The organism is Streptomyces sp. NBC_00078, from assembly GCF_026343335.1.
Lineage (GTDB): Bacteria > Actinomycetota > Actinomycetes > Streptomycetales > Streptomycetaceae > Streptomyces.
Window position 1 is genome coordinate 3,312,033 of sequence record NZ_JAPELX010000001.1, and the last position, 15,672, is coordinate 3,327,704.

General features: G+C 70.4%; 15 protein-coding genes. 6 read left to right on the plus strand and 9 right to left on the minus strand.

What is annotated here, in order from left to right; genetic code table 11:
• Positions 1-807 (plus strand): endonuclease I family protein, encoded by an 807-nt coding sequence (locus tag OOK07_RS15460; protein ID WP_266680635.1) that lies wholly within the window; start codon positions 1-3, stop codon positions 805-807.
• A gap of 507 nt (positions 808-1,314) precedes the next feature.
• Here the strand turns inward: OOK07_RS15460 and OOK07_RS15465 are convergent.
• Both OOK07_RS15465 and OOK07_RS15470 read right to left on the minus strand, forming a co-directional pair.
• Positions 1,315-1,680: a hypothetical protein gene (locus OOK07_RS15465; RefSeq protein ID WP_266796984.1), complete on the minus strand. Its 366-nt coding sequence runs from the start codon at positions 1,678-1,680 to the stop codon at positions 1,315-1,317.
• Positions 1,677-2,030 (minus strand): hypothetical protein, encoded by a 354-nt coding sequence (locus tag OOK07_RS15470; RefSeq protein ID WP_266796986.1) that lies wholly within the window; start codon positions 2,028-2,030, stop codon positions 1,677-1,679. Before OOK07_RS15470 ends, OOK07_RS15465 begins: the two co-directional genes overlap by 4 nt.
• A gap of 207 nt (positions 2,031-2,237) precedes the next feature.
• On the opposite strand from OOK07_RS15470, the gene OOK07_RS15475 reads away from it, so the two are divergent.
• Together OOK07_RS15475 and OOK07_RS15480 are read left to right on the plus strand one after the other, a co-directional pair.
• Positions 2,238-3,587, plus strand: coding sequence for an NsdA family TPR-like regulatory protein (locus OOK07_RS15475; protein ID WP_266796987.1), 1,350 nt, complete (start codon positions 2,238-2,240; stop codon positions 3,585-3,587).
• Positions 3,588-3,648: 61 nt separating this feature from the next.
• The gene (locus OOK07_RS15480; RefSeq protein WP_266796989.1) at positions 3,649-3,870 is read left to right on the plus strand and encodes a DUF397 domain-containing protein; all 222 of its coding nucleotides are present in this window, start codon (positions 3,649-3,651) and stop codon (positions 3,868-3,870) included.
• Between the two features lie 122 nt (positions 3,871-3,992).
• Here OOK07_RS15480 and OOK07_RS15485 read toward each other — a convergent pair whose 3' ends face one another.
• The 3 genes from OOK07_RS15485 to OOK07_RS15495 form a co-directional block, all read right to left on the minus strand.
• A complete protein-coding gene (locus tag OOK07_RS15485) occupies positions 3,993-5,693 on the minus strand; it encodes a thiamine pyrophosphate-binding protein (protein ID WP_266796990.1) in 1,701 nt (566 codons plus the stop codon).
• Positions 5,690-6,670, minus strand: coding sequence for an agmatinase (speB, locus tag OOK07_RS15490; RefSeq protein WP_266796992.1), 981 nt, complete (start codon positions 6,668-6,670; stop codon positions 5,690-5,692). Before speB ends, OOK07_RS15485 begins: the two co-directional genes overlap by 4 nt.
• Before the next feature lie 63 nt (positions 6,671-6,733).
• Entirely contained in the window at positions 6,734-8,209 is a 1,476-nt protein-coding gene (locus OOK07_RS15495; RefSeq protein ID WP_266796993.1) for a sodium:solute symporter family protein, read from the minus strand.
• A gap of 122 nt (positions 8,210-8,331) precedes the next feature.
• Between OOK07_RS15495 and OOK07_RS15500 the strand changes: the two genes are divergently transcribed.
• Positions 8,332-9,804 (plus strand): PucR family transcriptional regulator, encoded by a 1,473-nt coding sequence (locus OOK07_RS15500; RefSeq protein ID WP_266796995.1) that lies wholly within the window; start codon positions 8,332-8,334, stop codon positions 9,802-9,804.
• Between the two features lie 111 nt (positions 9,805-9,915).
• Positions 9,916-10,704, plus strand: coding sequence for a phosphatase (locus OOK07_RS15505; RefSeq protein WP_266680653.1), 789 nt, complete (start codon positions 9,916-9,918; stop codon positions 10,702-10,704).
• Here OOK07_RS15505 and OOK07_RS15510 read toward each other — a convergent pair.
• The 4 genes from OOK07_RS15510 to OOK07_RS15525 all read right to left on the minus strand — a co-directional run bounded on the left by OOK07_RS15510 (position 10,643) and on the right by OOK07_RS15525 (position 13,942).
• Positions 10,643-11,116, minus strand: coding sequence for a maleylpyruvate isomerase N-terminal domain-containing protein (locus tag OOK07_RS15510; protein WP_266796996.1), 474 nt, complete (start codon positions 11,114-11,116; stop codon positions 10,643-10,645). The genes OOK07_RS15505 and OOK07_RS15510 overlap by 62 nt on opposite strands.
• A gap of 38 nt (positions 11,117-11,154) precedes the next feature.
• Complete coding sequence (locus tag OOK07_RS15515) at positions 11,155-12,036, minus strand: acyl-CoA thioesterase (RefSeq protein ID WP_266680657.1); 882 nt, start codon at positions 12,034-12,036, stop codon at positions 11,155-11,157.
• A gap of 46 nt (positions 12,037-12,082) precedes the next feature.
• Positions 12,083-13,240, minus strand: a complete 1,158-nt coding sequence (locus tag OOK07_RS15520; protein ID WP_266683530.1) for an acyl-CoA dehydrogenase family protein — start codon at positions 13,238-13,240, stop codon at positions 12,083-12,085.
• A gap of 108 nt (positions 13,241-13,348) precedes the next feature.
• A complete protein-coding gene (locus OOK07_RS15525; RefSeq protein ID WP_266680659.1) occupies positions 13,349-13,942 on the minus strand; it encodes an SACE_7040 family transcriptional regulator in 594 nt (197 codons plus the stop codon).
• 95 nt (positions 13,943-14,037) lie between these two features.
• Between OOK07_RS15525 and OOK07_RS15530 the strand changes: the two genes are divergently transcribed.
• A complete protein-coding gene (locus OOK07_RS15530; RefSeq protein ID WP_266796998.1) occupies positions 14,038-15,669 on the plus strand; it encodes a carboxyl transferase domain-containing protein in 1,632 nt (543 codons plus the stop codon).
• Positions 15,670-15,672: the final 3 nt, after the last annotated feature.

Here is a 15,672-nt window from a genome sequence, read left to right on the forward strand (position 1 = left end):
ATGCCGGCGACACGTATACGCCGCTGGAAATCGGTGGCCCTGGCCACCTCCGCCGTCCTGGTCGGCCTCACCGCCCCGGCCCTGACCGCGACTTCGGCCGCGGCCACGACGACCGACTACGACTCGACGTACTACAAGAACGCGGTAGGCAAGACGGGCGCGAGCCTCAAGTCGTCCCTGCACACGATCATCAGCGCCAACGTCTCGAAGATCTCGTACTCCGCCGTCTGGAACGCGCTGGAGGTCACCGACCAGGATCCGAACAACAGCAACAACGTGATCCTGCTCTACAGCGGTGTCTCCCGCGCCAAGTCCCTCAGCGGCGGTGACACGGGCGACTGGAACCGGGAGCACGTGTGGGCCAAGTCCCACGGCGACTTCGGCGAGGTGACCGGGCCCGGCACCGACCTGCACCACCTGCGCCCCGCGGACGTGACGGTCAACAGCGTCCGTGGCAACAAGGACTTCGACAACGGCGGCAGCACCGTCAGCAACGGGGGCGGCAGCCTCACCGACTCCGACTCCTTCGAGCCGCGCGACGCGGACAAGGGCGACGTGGCCCGCATGATCCTCTACATGGCGGTGCGCTACGACGGCGGCGACGGCTTCGCCGACCTGGAGCCCAACGAGAAGGTCAACAACGGCACCAACCCCTTCATCGGCAAGCTCTCCGTCCTCAAGGAGTGGAGCGACGAGGACCCGCCGAGCGCCTTCGAGGAGCACCGCAACCAGGTCATCTACGACACCTACCAGCACAACCGCAACCCGTTCATCGACCACCCGGAGTGGGTGGACGCGATCTGGTAGCCATTGCTATGGCTGAACTTCCCACTTCCTATGGGGAGTTCAGCCCGGCTCATCGGATATCGCCCATCCAGAGTCGCCGCCCCAGCTCGTCCAGATCCGCCCGCCGCTCTTCGTACTCGGGCAGCGCACTCCGCAGCAGCCGCCAGAAGTCCTCCCGGTGCAGATCAGAAAGGCGATGGGGCTGTCGGGGTGCACGGGGTCGGGCACCGAGGTGGGGAGCGGCGGCGGCTCGCTGTTCGTGGCATCGGACCACGGGGCGTTCATGCCTCCGGCGTGGCCGGTCGGCGGAATCGGGGCTTGCGGTGGGCGAACGGCCGCTCCACCTCGTCCCGCTCGACGTGCACCACCACAGCCCCGCGCCTCTCCGTACGTCCCTTGTTCCCGGAGATCCATTCTGCGCCCAGGGGGCGGGGTAAGGAGAAGGACCCAGGCGTAGGACATGGCTGAGCGCGCGGAGTACGAGGCTTCGTGGCGGTACGTCCGCGCGCTGGGCAGGGGCCGGGCGGGTCAGGTGCCGGGGCCTTCTTCGGGGGCGGCGTCAGGGGCCTCGTCATCGTGGGCTACCGGGAGGCGAGCTCCCCTGCTCCGGGCGATCCGGTGCACCTCGTGGAGCGATTCGGTCAATCGGGCGGCGAGGAAACGGAGTTGGGGAGCAGTGGCCTTGCGGTCACCGAGGAGATCGGCGGCGTGGTCGAGGAGGTTGTCGGCCATGTCGAGCTGGACGACTTCGACGTTGTCGGCGATCCGGGAGAGGTGGCTGGTGCCGGTGTTGTCGGTGACGAGGTAGCAGGGGTTGCCGTCGAGGTTGGACCAGGGGAGGAGACGGGGCCGGCTGACTGTGGTGGCGGCCTGGTCGTGGCTCTCGTAGATCATGCGGCGGCCACCTCGGTGCCGTGAACTCGGAGCGAGCCGACGTCGACTCCGTGGATGCGCCGTGGCCCTACGTCGATGCCGTGCACGGCGAGCCAGAGGGCCCGGCGGCGGGCGCGTTGCCGTCTGGTCTGCGTGCGTTGTTCGTGGGCGAGGAGGTAGGGGCGGACGAGTCGGGAGTCCTCACCGCGGAGAGAGGTCTCATGCGGGCAGGGGCGGCGACTGGATGCGACGAGGGCAGCAGGTACAGGGGTGAGCGGCCCCCCTGCCCCGGAGGAGTGCCGGTGCCGCCCGCAGGCGGGCCACAGCAGCCGCAGCAGCGGCTCGATGAGGCGGGCGATATGGTGCAACACGTCTTCAACTCCAGTGTGGTTGAGGGCCATGCCCCCGGGCCGTCGCAAGCGGTCGCGGGGGTCCTTCCTTTCGGCCGAGATCGCTCGGCGCCTGTGCAAGAGGTAACCGCCCGGACACCCTCCGCAGGTACCGTTGGAAGACGGTGGGACCGTGAACGCCGTGAACGCCGTCGTTGAACACCATGCAAGCCGTCGGGAGTTGAGGACATGGCACGGAAACGCACCCCCAACCGCGCCCTGGACAACCTGCTTGACCAGGCACGATGGACCAGGACCCAGCTTGCACAGCAGGTGAACCGCCTCGGCCCTCAGGCAGGGCTCAACCTCACGTACGACCGCACCGCAGTCGCGCACTGGATTGCAGGTGTCCAGCCAAAGCCCCAGGTCAGGGTCCTGATCGTCGAGGCCCTCTCGGCACGGCTAGGACGACCCGTCACCCACGCGGAAGCCGGCCTGGAGCCTGCGACATCACTCACGGGCTCCCAAAGCGCCGACACTGTCGAGGAGTTGATCGGCCTCGGAAGGGCAACAACGGATCCGTCCCGCCGCAGCCTGCTGGCTGCCACGGTCTTCTCCGCCGCTCTGTCAGTACCCGCGTTCACCCTCCCCGCGCGAGCGGCGGCCGAATCTGTGACTCCGGGCAAGAAGACGGTGCGTATCGGCTCTTCACAGGTGCAGTCGATCCGCACCATGACCGACCGGATCGCAGACATCCTCGACGAACTCGGCGCCGGGCACGCGATGCCCATGGCGTCCGCGTTCCTCGTCAACACCGTCGGCCCGTGGCTCCAGGCACAAGCCCCGGAACCCGTTCGCAAGGACATGCTGGCCGCCGCATCCGACCTCACGTACCTGACCGGCTGGATGGCCATGTACGAGAAGGCCCACGGCCTCGGACAGCGCTACTACGTCCAAGCCCTCGGCCTGGCGCGCGAGGCGGACGACCACGTCACCTACTGCAGGACCCTGCGCGGCATGTCCCTCCAGGCCTCCAACCTGGGCTACGGTCCCAAGGCCCTGGAACTCGCGGACTCCGCAGCAGAAGCAGCCCCCTCGGCGGGCCCGCGTCTCGTGGCGTTCCTACGCGGTCAGCAGGCCCACTCCGCGTCCATGGTGGGCCTCAAGCAACAAGCCCACGCCCGCCTGAAGGAGGCCGAGGACGCATTGTCGAAGGCGGACAACCGCAGGGACGCGATCGGTGGCTACGACCAGACCGCCTACCTCTTCCACGTCTCCCACGTCCTGGACGAGGAGAAGGACTTCGCGGGCTCGATCAAAGCCCTTAAACAGTCGATCCGCCTCCAGCCGAAACAGGAACGCCAAGGCCGCGTGCACTCCTACGCGCTTCTCGCGCAGCGCCAGCTACGCGTCGGCCACTTGGACGCGGCCTGCGAGAGCTGGTCACGGTTCCTGGACGAGTACGAACACGTCTCGTCCAACCGCGGTGACGACCACTTCCGCACGATGAGCACGGAACTGCGTCGGCACCCAACTGCCCGCCCTGTGCGAGAGCTTGCACGCCGTGCACGTGATGTGGCCTCGGCCAAGGCTGCGTGATTTTCGCAGACCCCGGAAGTGTCGGCGCATTTCATCGGAAACAGCGAAGGAGTGCGAACCCATGGTTGACGGACCCATCCTGAACGCTGCCGCGCTGAACGGCTGGCGCACGTCGACGTACAGCGGCAACGAAGGCGGCAGCTGCATCGAGGTCCTGGACGGCTACCCGCCCGGCGTCCCGGTCCGCGACTCCAAGGTCCCACAGGGGCCTGCGCTGGTCTTCCCGTCGGCCGGCTGGACATCGTTCATTGCAACGATCAAGAACGGAAGCTTCCCTGCTTGATTCCGCCCCAGATGACTGGCCCCCACCATCTTTGCGGGGGCCAGCCTCAAACTTCTGCCCTACGCCGGGGCCGTCAACCGGCCGGAAAGCAAGTCATCCACCGCGAACAGCCGATCGGGGGATCAGTCCGAGCCCAGATGCGTCGCCGCGAACATCCGCAGCACGGCCGGAAGCACCACCACCGACGGGCCGGGGGACGCCAGCGCCTTCGCCAGATCCGCCTCCAGGGCCTCCGGCGTCGTACGAATCCCCGGCACTCCGAACGACTCCGCCAGCGCCACATAGTCCGGCCGGGACAACTCCGTCGCCGTGGCCTGGCCGAACGCGTCGGTCATGTACTCGCGCAGGATGCCGTAGCCGCCGTCGTCCACGATCAGCCAGGTGACGTTCAGGTCGTACTGGCGGGCCGTCGCCAGCTCGGCGATCGAGTACAGGGCGCCGCCGTCGCCGGACACCGCGAGGACCGGGCGGGTCGGGTCCGCCGCCGCCGCTCCCAGCGCCGCCGGGAAGCCGTAGCCGAGGCCGCCGGCGCCCTGCGCGGAGTGCAGGAGGTTGGGACCCTTGGCGTCGAAGGCCGACCAGGCCCAGTAGGCCAGGATCGTCATGTCCCAGAAGGACGGGGAGTCGGCGGGGAGCGCCCGGCGGACGGACGCCAACACGTCCTGTTCCAGGGTGAGTTCCTGAGCGGCGATGCATTCGGCGACCTTCGCGAGCACCTCGCGCACCCGCTCCGGGGCAGCAGGGTCAGAGCGCTCCTCCCCGGTCTCCACCGTCTCCAGCAGCGCCTGCAGCGCGAGGCGCGCGTCCGCGTGAATGCCCAACGCAGGGTGGTTGGACTCCAGCTTGCCGAGGTCGGCCTCGATCTGGATGACGCGTCCGCTTGGCTTGAACGTGTGGTAATTCGAGGAGAGTTCGCCCAGCCCCGAGCCGACCACCAGGACTACGTCCGCGTCCTCCAGAAACTCCGTGGTGTGCCGGTCCTCGATCCACGACTGGAGCGAGAGCGGGTGCTTCCAGGGGAAGGCCCCCTTACCACCGGGGGTCGTGACGACCGGCGCCTGCAGCCGCTCCGCCAGCTGCTTCAGCTTCCCGGACGCGTCCGCCCGTACCACTCCCCCGCCCGCGATGATCGCCGGGCGCTCGGCGCGCGCCAGCAAGTCGGCTGCCACGGCGGTCAGTTCGGGGCGCGGAGTCAGCTCGTCCGGGGTCGCGTCCACCGCCGTCACCACCGGCAGCCGGGTCCCGGCCAGCAGCACGTCCTGCGGGATCTCCACCCAGACCGGGCCGTGCGGAGCGGTCAGCGCGGACTTCCAGGCCTCCGCGATCGCGGACGGGATCTGGGACTGGGTGCGGACGGTGTGGACGGACTTCACCACGCCTCTGAACGAGGCAGCCTGGTCCGGGAGTTCGTGCAGATAGCCGTGCCTGCCACCGCCCAGGCCGGCCGTCGGGATCTGGCTGCTGATCGCCAGTACGGGGGCGGAGGCCGCGCGGGCCTCCTGCAGCGCCGCGAGGGAGGTCAGCGCACCCGGGCCCGTGGAGAGCAGGAGAGGGGCGGCCTCTCCGGTGATCCTGCCGTACGCGTCCGCCGCGAACCCCGCGTTGTTCTCCACCCGCAGGCCGACGTAGCTCAGGTCGGAGCGGCGCAGCGCGTCGAACATGCCGAGCGCGTGCTGGCCGGGCAGCCCGAACACGGTGGTCGCGCCGAGCCCGGCCAGCGTCTCCACGACCAGGTCTCCGCCGTTGCGGCCGGAGGGCGGGTTCAGTGCCGCCTCCGTCTGGGCGGCCGTCGGACGGAGTTCCAGGTCGTGGTCGTGGGTCACTTGCCTTCGTTCTCCTCGCGGGCCGCGGCGATCTGCCGGGACATGATCGTGGTCAGTTCGTACGCCGTGTGGGACGCGGCCACCGACGTGATCTCCGCGTGATCGTACGCGGGCGCCACCTCGACGACGTCGGCCGATACGAGGTTGCAGGATGCCAGGCCGCGCAGGATCTCCAGGAGTTCGCGGGAGGTCATGCCGCCGGCCTCGGGCGTCCCCGTGCCGGGCGCGTGCGCCGGGTCCAGGCAGTCGATGTCGATGGAGATGTACAGCGGACGGTCGCCGATGCGCCGGCGGAGCTGGTCGGCGACCTCGTCGGCGCCCCGGCGGTAGATGTCCGCCGAGGTGACGATGCCGAAGCCCATCTTCTCGTCGTCGGTGAGGTCCTGCTTGCCGTAGAGCGGGCCGCGTGTGCCTACGTGGGACAGCGCCTCCGTGTCGAGGATGCCCTCCTCCACCGCGCGGCGGAACGGTGTGCCGTGGGTGTACTCGGCGCCGAAGTAGGTGTCCCAGGTGTCGAGGTGGGCGTCGAAGTGGAGCAGGGCGACCGGGCCGTGCTTCTTCGCCACCGAGCGGAGCAGCGGGAGGGCGATCGTGTGGTCGCCGCCCAGCGTCATCAGGCGGGCGCCCGTGCCGAGCAGCTCGTCCGCCGCCGCCTCGATGGTGTCGACGGCCTCGTTGATGTTGAAGGGGTTCACCGCGATGTCCCCGCCGTCGGCGACCTGGGCCAGCGCGAACGGGGAGGCGTCCTGTGCCGGGTTGTAGGGCCGCAGCAGCCGGGACGCCTCGCGGATCGCGTTGCCGCCGAAGCGGGCGCCCGGCCGGTAGGAGACGCCGGAGTCGAACGGCACGCCCACGACGGCGACGTCGGCGCGGCCGACCTCGTCGAGGCGGGGCAGCCGGGCGAAGGTCGCGGGTCCGGCGTACCGCGGGACACGGGAGGAGTCGACGGGGCCGCGAGGCGTCTCGTTGCTGCTCATGGAGTGATGCCTTTCCTACGCTTCATCGCGTATGGCGCGATATGTACTACTTCTTGTACGACTCTACTGGGCTGCCGGGACGGGTTCGGAGGCGGCTTCGGGGGCACGTCCGGCAAGACGCTCGCGCCAGGCGGCGAGTACGGCCGCGTCGGTCGCGGGTGTGGCGAGGGAGACGGCCAGGTAGGCGACGAGGGACGACAACAGGCCGTAGTACACGGGCTCGTTGGCGAGGATGCCGTAGCCCGCCATCAGGCCGACGACCGCGAGGCCGCCGACGACGACCGAGGCGAGGGCGCCCTGCGCGGTGCCGCGCTTCCAGAGCAGCCCGCCGAGGATGGGGACGAGGAGTCCACCGACGAGGAGGTTGTAGGCGACCGTCAGCGCCTCGACGACGTTGTTGAGCGCGATGGCCGTGCCGATCACGCCGAGGCCCATGATCAGGATGAAGACGCGGTTGCCCCTGACCTCGTCGTGCGCGTCCTCCGAGTCCGAATCCCCGGAAGGACGCACCGCTCCCCGCAGCCGTGACCAGATGTCGTTGTTGGCGACGGTCGCGCAGGCGATCAGCGCGCCGGAGGACGTGGACATCACGGCGGCGAGCGCGGCGGCCAGCACAAGTCCCCTGACCCCGACCGGGAGTTCGTCCTTGACGATGGTCGCGAAGGCGTCGTCGGGGCTGCCGAGCCCGGGGTACAGAACCTTGGCCGCCGTACCGATGACGGCTCCGGCGAGGGCGTAGACGAGGCAGTAGGTGCCCGCGACGGTGCCGCCCCACCTGGCGGTCCTGTCGCTTCCGGCCGTGAAGACGCGCTGCCAGATGTCCTGCCCGATGAGCATGCCGAAGGTGTAGATCAGCAGGTAGGTGAAGATCGTCTCGCCGCCGATGCCCAGCGGGTCGAAGTACGCGGTGGGCAGCTTGGCCTTCATCTCGCTGAAGCCGCCCGCCTTGACGACCGCGATGGGCAGAAGGAGCAGCAGCACGCCGATCGTCTTCACCACGAACTGCACCATGTCCGTGAGGGTGATCGACCACATGCCGCCGAGCGTCGAGTAGGCGACGACGATCGAGCCGCCGAGGATGATCGCGACGGTCCGGTTCATGTCGAACAGGACGTCGAAGATCGTGGCGTAGGCGATGGTCGAGGTGACCGCGAGCATCAGGGTGTACGCCCACATGACCACGCCGGAGATGACGCCCGCGCGACCGCCGTAGCGGAGGTCGAGCATCTCGGAGACGGTGTAGACCTTCAGGCGGGCGATGCGGGCGGAGAAGAAGACGGACAGGGCGAGCAGGCCGAGGCCGATGGTGAAGACCATCCAGGCGCCGGAGAGGCCGTACTGGTAGCCGAGGCCGACCCCGCCGATGGTGGACGCGCCGCCGAGGACGATCGCCGCCATGGTGCCGGAGTACATGGCAGGCCCGAGGCGGCGCCCCGCGACCAGGAACTCGCTCTTCGACCTGGCGCGGCGCATGCCCCACCAGCCCATGGCCAGCATGCCGGCCAGGTAGATGACGATGACGGTGTAGTCGACGGCCACAGGAGCCTCCTTCGCTCGGTCTCGCCGGCGGGTGATGAGCACCGACACTAGGTGGCCGGAAAGCGACTGCGAAGTGTACGTTTCATCCATTCGATCCATGCCGGATGGAGGGAACGCACACCATGCCGGACCCCGCTGTTCCCCCTACTCCCCCAGTGCCCCTCGCGTCCCTCCTGGCCCGTGAGGACCTGGCCCTGCGCCGGATCGCGGGCCCTTTCGATCCGGACATCGTGATCCACTGGGCGCACACCTCGGAGATGGCCGACCCGTACCCGTATCTGCTGGGCGGGGAGCTGCTGCTGACGGCGGGGGTCCACATCCCGGAGGCGGCGGGCTCGGGCACCTACTTCGACGACTACGTGTCGAGGATCGTCACGGCGGGCGGGGCCGCTCTCGGCTTCGGCCTGGCTCCCGTGCACGACACGGTGCCGCGGGCTCTGGTGGCGGCGTGCGACGCGCACGGGCTGCCCCTGCTGGAGGTGCCCCCGCAGACCACGTTCTCGGGGGTGGCCCGCGCGGTCTGGCAGCTGATGGCCCAGGCCCGTCTCGCGGAACTCCGCCGGGTAACCGAGGCCCAGCAGAGCCTCGCCGCGGCGGCGTCCCGCCCGGACCCGGTGCCGTCGGTGCTGCGGCAACTGGCCCAGCGGGTGGGAGGCCGGGCGGTGCTGTACGGGCCGGAAGGCGCGGAGATCGCGGCCGCGGGGCGCACGACGGGCACCGGGGCCGGGGAGGCGCTGGCCGGGCTCGCGCAGGTCGTCCGCCCGTCGGGTGCGGGGACGCCCACGTCCGCCACCGACAACAAGGCCGGCACCCATCTCGCCGCCTACGCCCTCGGTGCCGGTCGGGGCTTCGTGCTCGGGGTGGCCGCGCCGCAGCGGGATCCCGGTGACCACACCATCGCCTCCGTCGCCGCCGTCCTGCTGTCCCTGCTCACCGGCGAGCGCCAGAGCGGCGCGGGTGCGGCACGGTCGTCGGCGCTCGTACGGCTGCTGCTGGGGGCGCCGCCGGCCGACGTGGCCCCGCTCCTGGGGTCCGGCCGGTGGCTCGTGGTGCATGCCCGGCCGGACGCGCAGGCTCCCGACCCGGTCGCCGCCTCCGCGCTGGGCGCGGCCCTCGGGTCGCCGCTGGTCGACCTCGCGCAGGACGTCGTACGGGTCCTCGTGCCGGCCGACCGCGAACCGGCCGCGCAGCCCGGCTGGACGCTGGGCGTCAGCGCCGCCGCGGCCCCCTCGGCGTGGCCGTCCGCCGACACGCAGGCCGCCCGTGCGCTGGCCCGGGCCCGCGCCACCCGTACCGCCCTGGTCCTGCACAGCGACCGCGCCGGCCTCGCCGACCTGGTACCGGCCCAGGAGGCCGAGGCTCACGCCCGGATGCTCCTCGCCCCGGTCGCGGACCCGCCCGCGCTGGCCGAGACGCTGCGCACCTGGCTGTCCCTGCACGGCAGTTGGGACCGTACGGCGGTGGCCCTGTCCGTCCACCGCAACACGGTCCGCCAGCGCATCGCCCGCTGCGCCGCGCTCCTCGGCACGGACCTGGACGACCCGGACGTACGCATGGAGCTGTGGTTCGCGCTGCGGCAGCGCCGGTGCCCGTAGCGAAGGCGGGCGGCAATAGGTACCGCGGCTCATGAGAATGAGTACGTGACCCACGTCCCAGCGCTCGGGACGCCAGGGACTCGTACGGTCGCCTGCCTCACAATGGGATCCATGCCGATACCCGGGACACCCAGCCGCGCCGAACTCGTCGACCACCTTGTACGGACCCGTATCGCGGGCGACGTCGCGACGCCCCGCGAGAACAACCTCAGCCACTACCGCAAGCTGGCGAACGGCGACCGCCACTACTGGTTCGGCCTTGAGCTCGGCGACCGCTGGAAGGACGAGCAGGACGTGCTCGCTGTGATGGCGGAGCGGGTGGGCGTGAACGACGATCCCGAGTACCGGTACGGCCAGGACACCATCGACCCCGAGCTGACCGTCGACGGTCTGGAGCGGATGGCGGCCCGGCTGCGCAAGGCGGCCGACGGACGGCAGCGGGTGCTGTTCGCGACCGGCCACCCGGGCGGTCTGCTCGACGTGCACCGCGCCACGGCCGCCGCGCTGCGGGCGGCGGGCTGCGAGATCGTCGTGATCCCGGACGGGCTGCAGACCGAGGAGGGGTACGTCTGGCAGCTCGCGGACGTCGCGGTCCTCGAGCACGGCGCCACCCTGTGGCACACCCACTCCGGTGAGCCGATGCGGGCCATCCTCACGGCACTGGAGCACGCGGAACGTGCGCTGCCCGACCTGGTGGTGGCCGACCACGGCTGGGCGGGCTACGCGGGCCGGCACGGCGTCGACTCCGTCGGCTACGCGGACTGCAACGACCCGGCGCTCTTCCTGGCGGAGGCGGAGGGCACCGTTCAGGTCGTGGTCCCGCTGGACGACCATGTCGTCAACCCTCGCTACTACGACCCGATGACCGCGTATCTGCTGACGGAGGCCGGCCTGTCCTAGGCCCCTGACACCGGCGGTCCTGGATACCGGCGATCGACGCGGGGCGCGCTCGGCGCGGGAGAGTGGCCACCGTGCCGTGGCGGCGGACCGCGAGCCGGGCGAGCAGCTCGACGACCGGTGCGCTCACACGCTCCGGGAACCGCGGGGCCACAAGGCCCCCACTGCATGCCGGGTGGTCGGCGTGGACGACGAGTTCCATGAGCCGGGTGAGCAGGAAGTCGTCGAGTCCGAGGGACCAGTCGCCCCAGGAGGGGACACGGACGGGGCGAGTGGCGGCCGCCTTCGGCACCTCGTCCCGCAGCCGGCCGAGCGCCTCCCGCACACGCGCCTGCAGCGCCGCGAGCCCGTCCGCCGCGGTGGCCTCACCGCCCTGCCGGATCCGCCCGCCCCGCGGGTTCCACGACTCGTCCACGCCCCCTCAGTCCTCACGGGGCACGAGCGGAAGTCCCGTCAGTTCTCCCGGGGGACGCGCACCAGTCCTTCCTGGATCACCGAGATGGCCAGCTGCCCGTCCTGTGTGTAGATACGGGCCTGCCCGAGGCCGCGGCCGCCATGGGTGGACGGCGACTCCTGGTCGTACAGCAGCCATTCGTCGGCGCGGAAGGGCCGGTGGAACCACATGGCGTGGTCGAGGGAGGCCCCGACCACGTCTCCGACGGCCCAGCCGCCGCGGCCGTGCGCGAGCAGGACCGAGTCGAGGAGGGTCATGTCGGAGACGTAGGTGGCGAGGACGACGTGCAGCAGGGGTTCGTCGACTGCGCCGCCGAGCTTGCCGTTGGTGCGGAACCACACCTGGGAGTGCGGCTCGCGCGGCTCGCCGAACCTTCCGTACGGCGGCTCCTCGGCGTACCGCAGGTCGACGGCCTCGCGCGCCTCCAGGAACTTCTCGACGACCACCGGGTCGAGATGGCCGTAGCCGCGCAGCCGCTCCTGGGAGGTGGGCAGCGTGACCGGGTCGGGCGCGGCCGGCATCGGGGTCTGGTGGTCGAGACCGTCCTCTTCGGCCTGGAAGGACGCCGAGAGGTGGAAGATCGGCTTGCCGTGCTGGACGGCGACCACCCGGCGGGTGGTGAAGGAGCGTCCGTCGCGGATGCGGTCGACGCTGTACACGATGGGCGCGCCCGGGTCGCCCGGGCGCAGGAAGTACGCGTGCAGGGAGTGGGCGTGCCGGTCAGCGGGGACCGTACGCCCGGCGGCGACGAGCGCCTGGGCCGCGACCTGTCCGCCGAAGACGCGTGGGACGACGGCGGACCGGGACCGGCCGCGGAAGATGTTCTCCTCGATCTGCTCCAGGTCGAGCAGATCGAGGAGATCCTGTAGTGCCTGGCTCATGGCAGACAGTTGTACCCGCCAGTAATTTCTTGAGGTTTCGCGGCCCTTACAGGCCCATGTCCTTGGCGATGATCGTCTTCATGATCTCGCTGGTGCCACCGTAGATGCGGTTGACGCGGTTGTCCGCGTACAGGCGGGCGATCGGGTACTCGTTCATGAAGCCGTAGCCGCCGTGCAGCTGGAGGCAGCGGTCGATGACGCGGTGCGCGACCTCGGTGCAGAACAGCTTGGCGCTGGCGGCCTCGGCCGGGGTCAGCTCGCCCGCGTCGAGGGCCTCCAGGGCGCGGTCGGCGACCGCCTCGGCGGCGTCCACCTCGGCCTGGCAGGCGGCCAGCTCGAACTTGGTGTTCTGGAAGGAGGCGACGGGCTTGCCGAAGACGGTGCGCTCCTGCACGTACTCCTTGGCGAACCGGACGGCGGCCTTGGCCTGCGCGTAGGCACCGAAGGCGATGCCCCAGCGCTCGGACGCGAGGTTGTGGCCGAGGTAGTAGAAGCCCTTGTTCTCCTCGCCCAGCAGGTCCTCGACGGGCACCTTGACGTCGACGAAGGCAAGCTCGGCGGTGTCGGAGGTCTTCAGGCCGAGCTTGTCGAGCTTGCGGCCGATGGAGTAGCCCTCGGACTTGGTGTCGACGGCGAAGAGGGAGATGCCGTGGCGGCGGTCCTCGGCGGTCGGCGCGGCGGTGCGGGCGCAGACGATCACGCGGTCGGCGTGCACGCCACCGGTGATGAAGGTCTTGGAGCCGTTGAGGACGTAGTGCGTGCCGTCCTCGCTCAGCCTGGCGGTGGTCTTCATGCCCGCGAGGTCGGAGCCGGTGCCCGGCTCGGTCATCGCCAGGGCCCACATCTCCTCGGCGGAGACGAACTTCGGCAGGAAGCGCTTCTTCTGCTCGTCGGTGGCGAGCATCTTGATGTACGGCAGGCCGAGAAGCACGTGCACGCCGGAGCCGCCGAACTGGACGCCCGCGCGGGACGTCTCCTCGTACATCACGGCCTCGAACTTGTACGAGTCGATGCCGGCGCCGCCGAACTCCTCGTCGACGCGGATGCCGAAGACGCCGAGCTCGGCGAGCTTGTAGTAGAAGTCGCGCGGCGCCTGGCCGGCCGCGAACCACTCGTCGTAGACCGGGACGACCTCGGCCTCGATGAAGGCCCGCAGGGTCTCCCGGAACGCCTCGTGGTCCTCGTTGAACACCGTACGGCGCACCGCCGCCACCTCCACCTGACTCAAGGGGTCCATGCCTAAGCGCTTGCTCAGAACTTCAAGGTACCGGCGGGTAGGGAGAGGCGTCCAGAGGGGCCCCCGTAACGCTCGTCACGCTGCCGCGGCAGCGAAGGCCCCCTTCGCCATCCGGTGCAGCAGCTCCGCCGTCGTCCCGCGGCCCGGCAGCGAACCGGGGCGGCCCAGGTGCGGGGTCGAGTTCAGGAGTCCGAAGACGGAGTGGACGGCCGAGCGGGCGGCGGGCTCCGCCAGGCCGGGGTAGACCTCGCACAGGGTCTCCACCCACAGCTCGACGTACTGCCGCTGCAGCTGCCGCACCAGCTTGCGGTCGCTGTCCCGGAGGCGGTCCAGCTCGCGGTCGTGCAGGGTGATCAGAGGGCGGTCGTCGAGCGCGAAGTCGATGTGCCCCTCGATGAGCGAGTCGAGGATCTCCTCGGGCGCCGTCCCGTCGGCCTCCTTGAGGCGCCGCTTCGCACCGGTCAGGAGCTGGCCGCTGATCCCCACGAGCAGTTCGGCGAGCATCGCGTCCTTGCCCGCGAAGTGGCGGTACAGGCCCGGCCCGCTGATGCCGACCGCGGCACCTATCTCGTCGACTCCGACCCCGTGGAAACCGCGCTCGGCGAAGAGCCGCGCGGCCTCCTTGAGGATCTGCTCACGGCGGGTGGGGGCGTCGGTTCTGGTGGCCATGGAAGCAATTCTAGACAGGGAGGTTAGCGGTCGTTAACCTGAAGGAAATGGTTAACGCTCATTAACAGTCGACCACTGGGTGAGGGGACCGCAGGATGCATGAGGCACCGGAGCTGACGAGCGCGGCAGATCCCGCGTCGGAGGCCTGGCAAGCCAATGAGGCGGCGCACCGGGCGCTCGTCGAGGAGCTGCGCGGCAAGCTGGCCGCGGCCCGGCTCGGCGGCGGCGAGAAGGCGCGGGCCAGGCACACCGCGCGCGGCAAGCTGCTGCCGCGCGACCGGGTGGACACGCTGCTCGACACAGGTTCGCCCTTCCTGGAGCTGGCACCCCTCGCCGCCGACGGGATGTACGACGGGGCGGCCCCGGCCGCCGGTGTGATCGCCGGGATCGGGCGGGTCAGCGGGCGCGAGTGCGTGATCGTCGCCAACGACGCCACGGTCAAGGGCGGCACGTACTACCCGATGACGGTGAAGAAGCACCTGCGCGCCCAGGAGGTGGCCCTGGAGAACCGCCTCCCGTGCATCTACCTGGTCGACTCGGGGGGCGCCTTCCTGCCCATGCAGGACGAGGTCTTCCCGGACCGGGAGCACTTCGGGCGGATCTTCTACAACCAGGCGCGGATGTCCGGGGCCGGCATTCCGCAGATCGCCGCCGTCCTCGGCTCGTGCACGGCCGGCGGTGCGTATGTCCCGGCCATGAGCGACGAGGCCGTCATCGTCCGCAACCAGGGCACCATCTTCCTGGGCGGTCCTCCCCTGGTGAAGGCCGCCACCGGTGAGGTGGTGACCGCCGAGGAACTCGGCGGCGGCGAGGTCCACTCCCGGGTCTCCGGTGTGACGGACCACCTCGCCGAGGACGACGCGCACGCGCTGCGGATCGTCCGGAACATCGCCGCGACACTCCCCGCGCGCGGGGCGCTGCCCTGGGAGGTGCGGCCCGGCGTCGAGCCGAAGGTGGATCCCTACGGTCTGTACGGCGCCGTCCCCGTCGACCCCCGCACCCCCTACGACGTACGCGAGGTCATCGCGCGCGTCGTCGACGGCTCCCGTTTCGCCGAGTTCAAGGCCGAGTTCGGACAGACACTGGTCACCGGCTTCGCCCGGATCCACGGCCACCCGGTCGGCATCGTCGCCAACAACGGCATCCTGTTCTCCGAGTCCGCCCAGAAGGGCGCCCACTTCATCGAGCTGTGCGACCAGCGCGGCATCCCGCTGGTGTTCCTGCAGAACATCTCCGGGTTCATGGTCGGCAAGGACTACGAGGCGGGTGGCATCGCCAAGCACGGCGCCAAGATGGTCACTGCGGTGGCCTGCACCCGCGTGCCGAAGCTGACGGTCGTGGTCGGCGGTTCGTACGGCGCGGGCAACTACTCGATGTGCGGCCGGGCCTACTCCCCCCGCTTCCTGTGGATGTGGCCGGGCGCCAAGATCTCCGTCATGGGCGGCGAGCAGGCCGCCTCCGTCCTCGCGACCGTCAAGCGCGACCAGCTGGAGGCGCGCGGGGAGTCCTGGCCGGCGGACGACGAGGATGCCTTCAAGGCGCCGATCCGGCAGCAGTACGAGCACCAGGGCAGCGCCTACTACGCCACCGCCCGTCTCTGGGACGACGGCGTGATCGACCCGCTGGAGACCCGGCAGGTGCTGGGCCTCGCCCTGACCGCCTGCGCCAACGCGCCCCTTGCCCAAAGGGACTACACAGCGCCCCAGTTCGGCGTCTTCCGGATGTGAGGA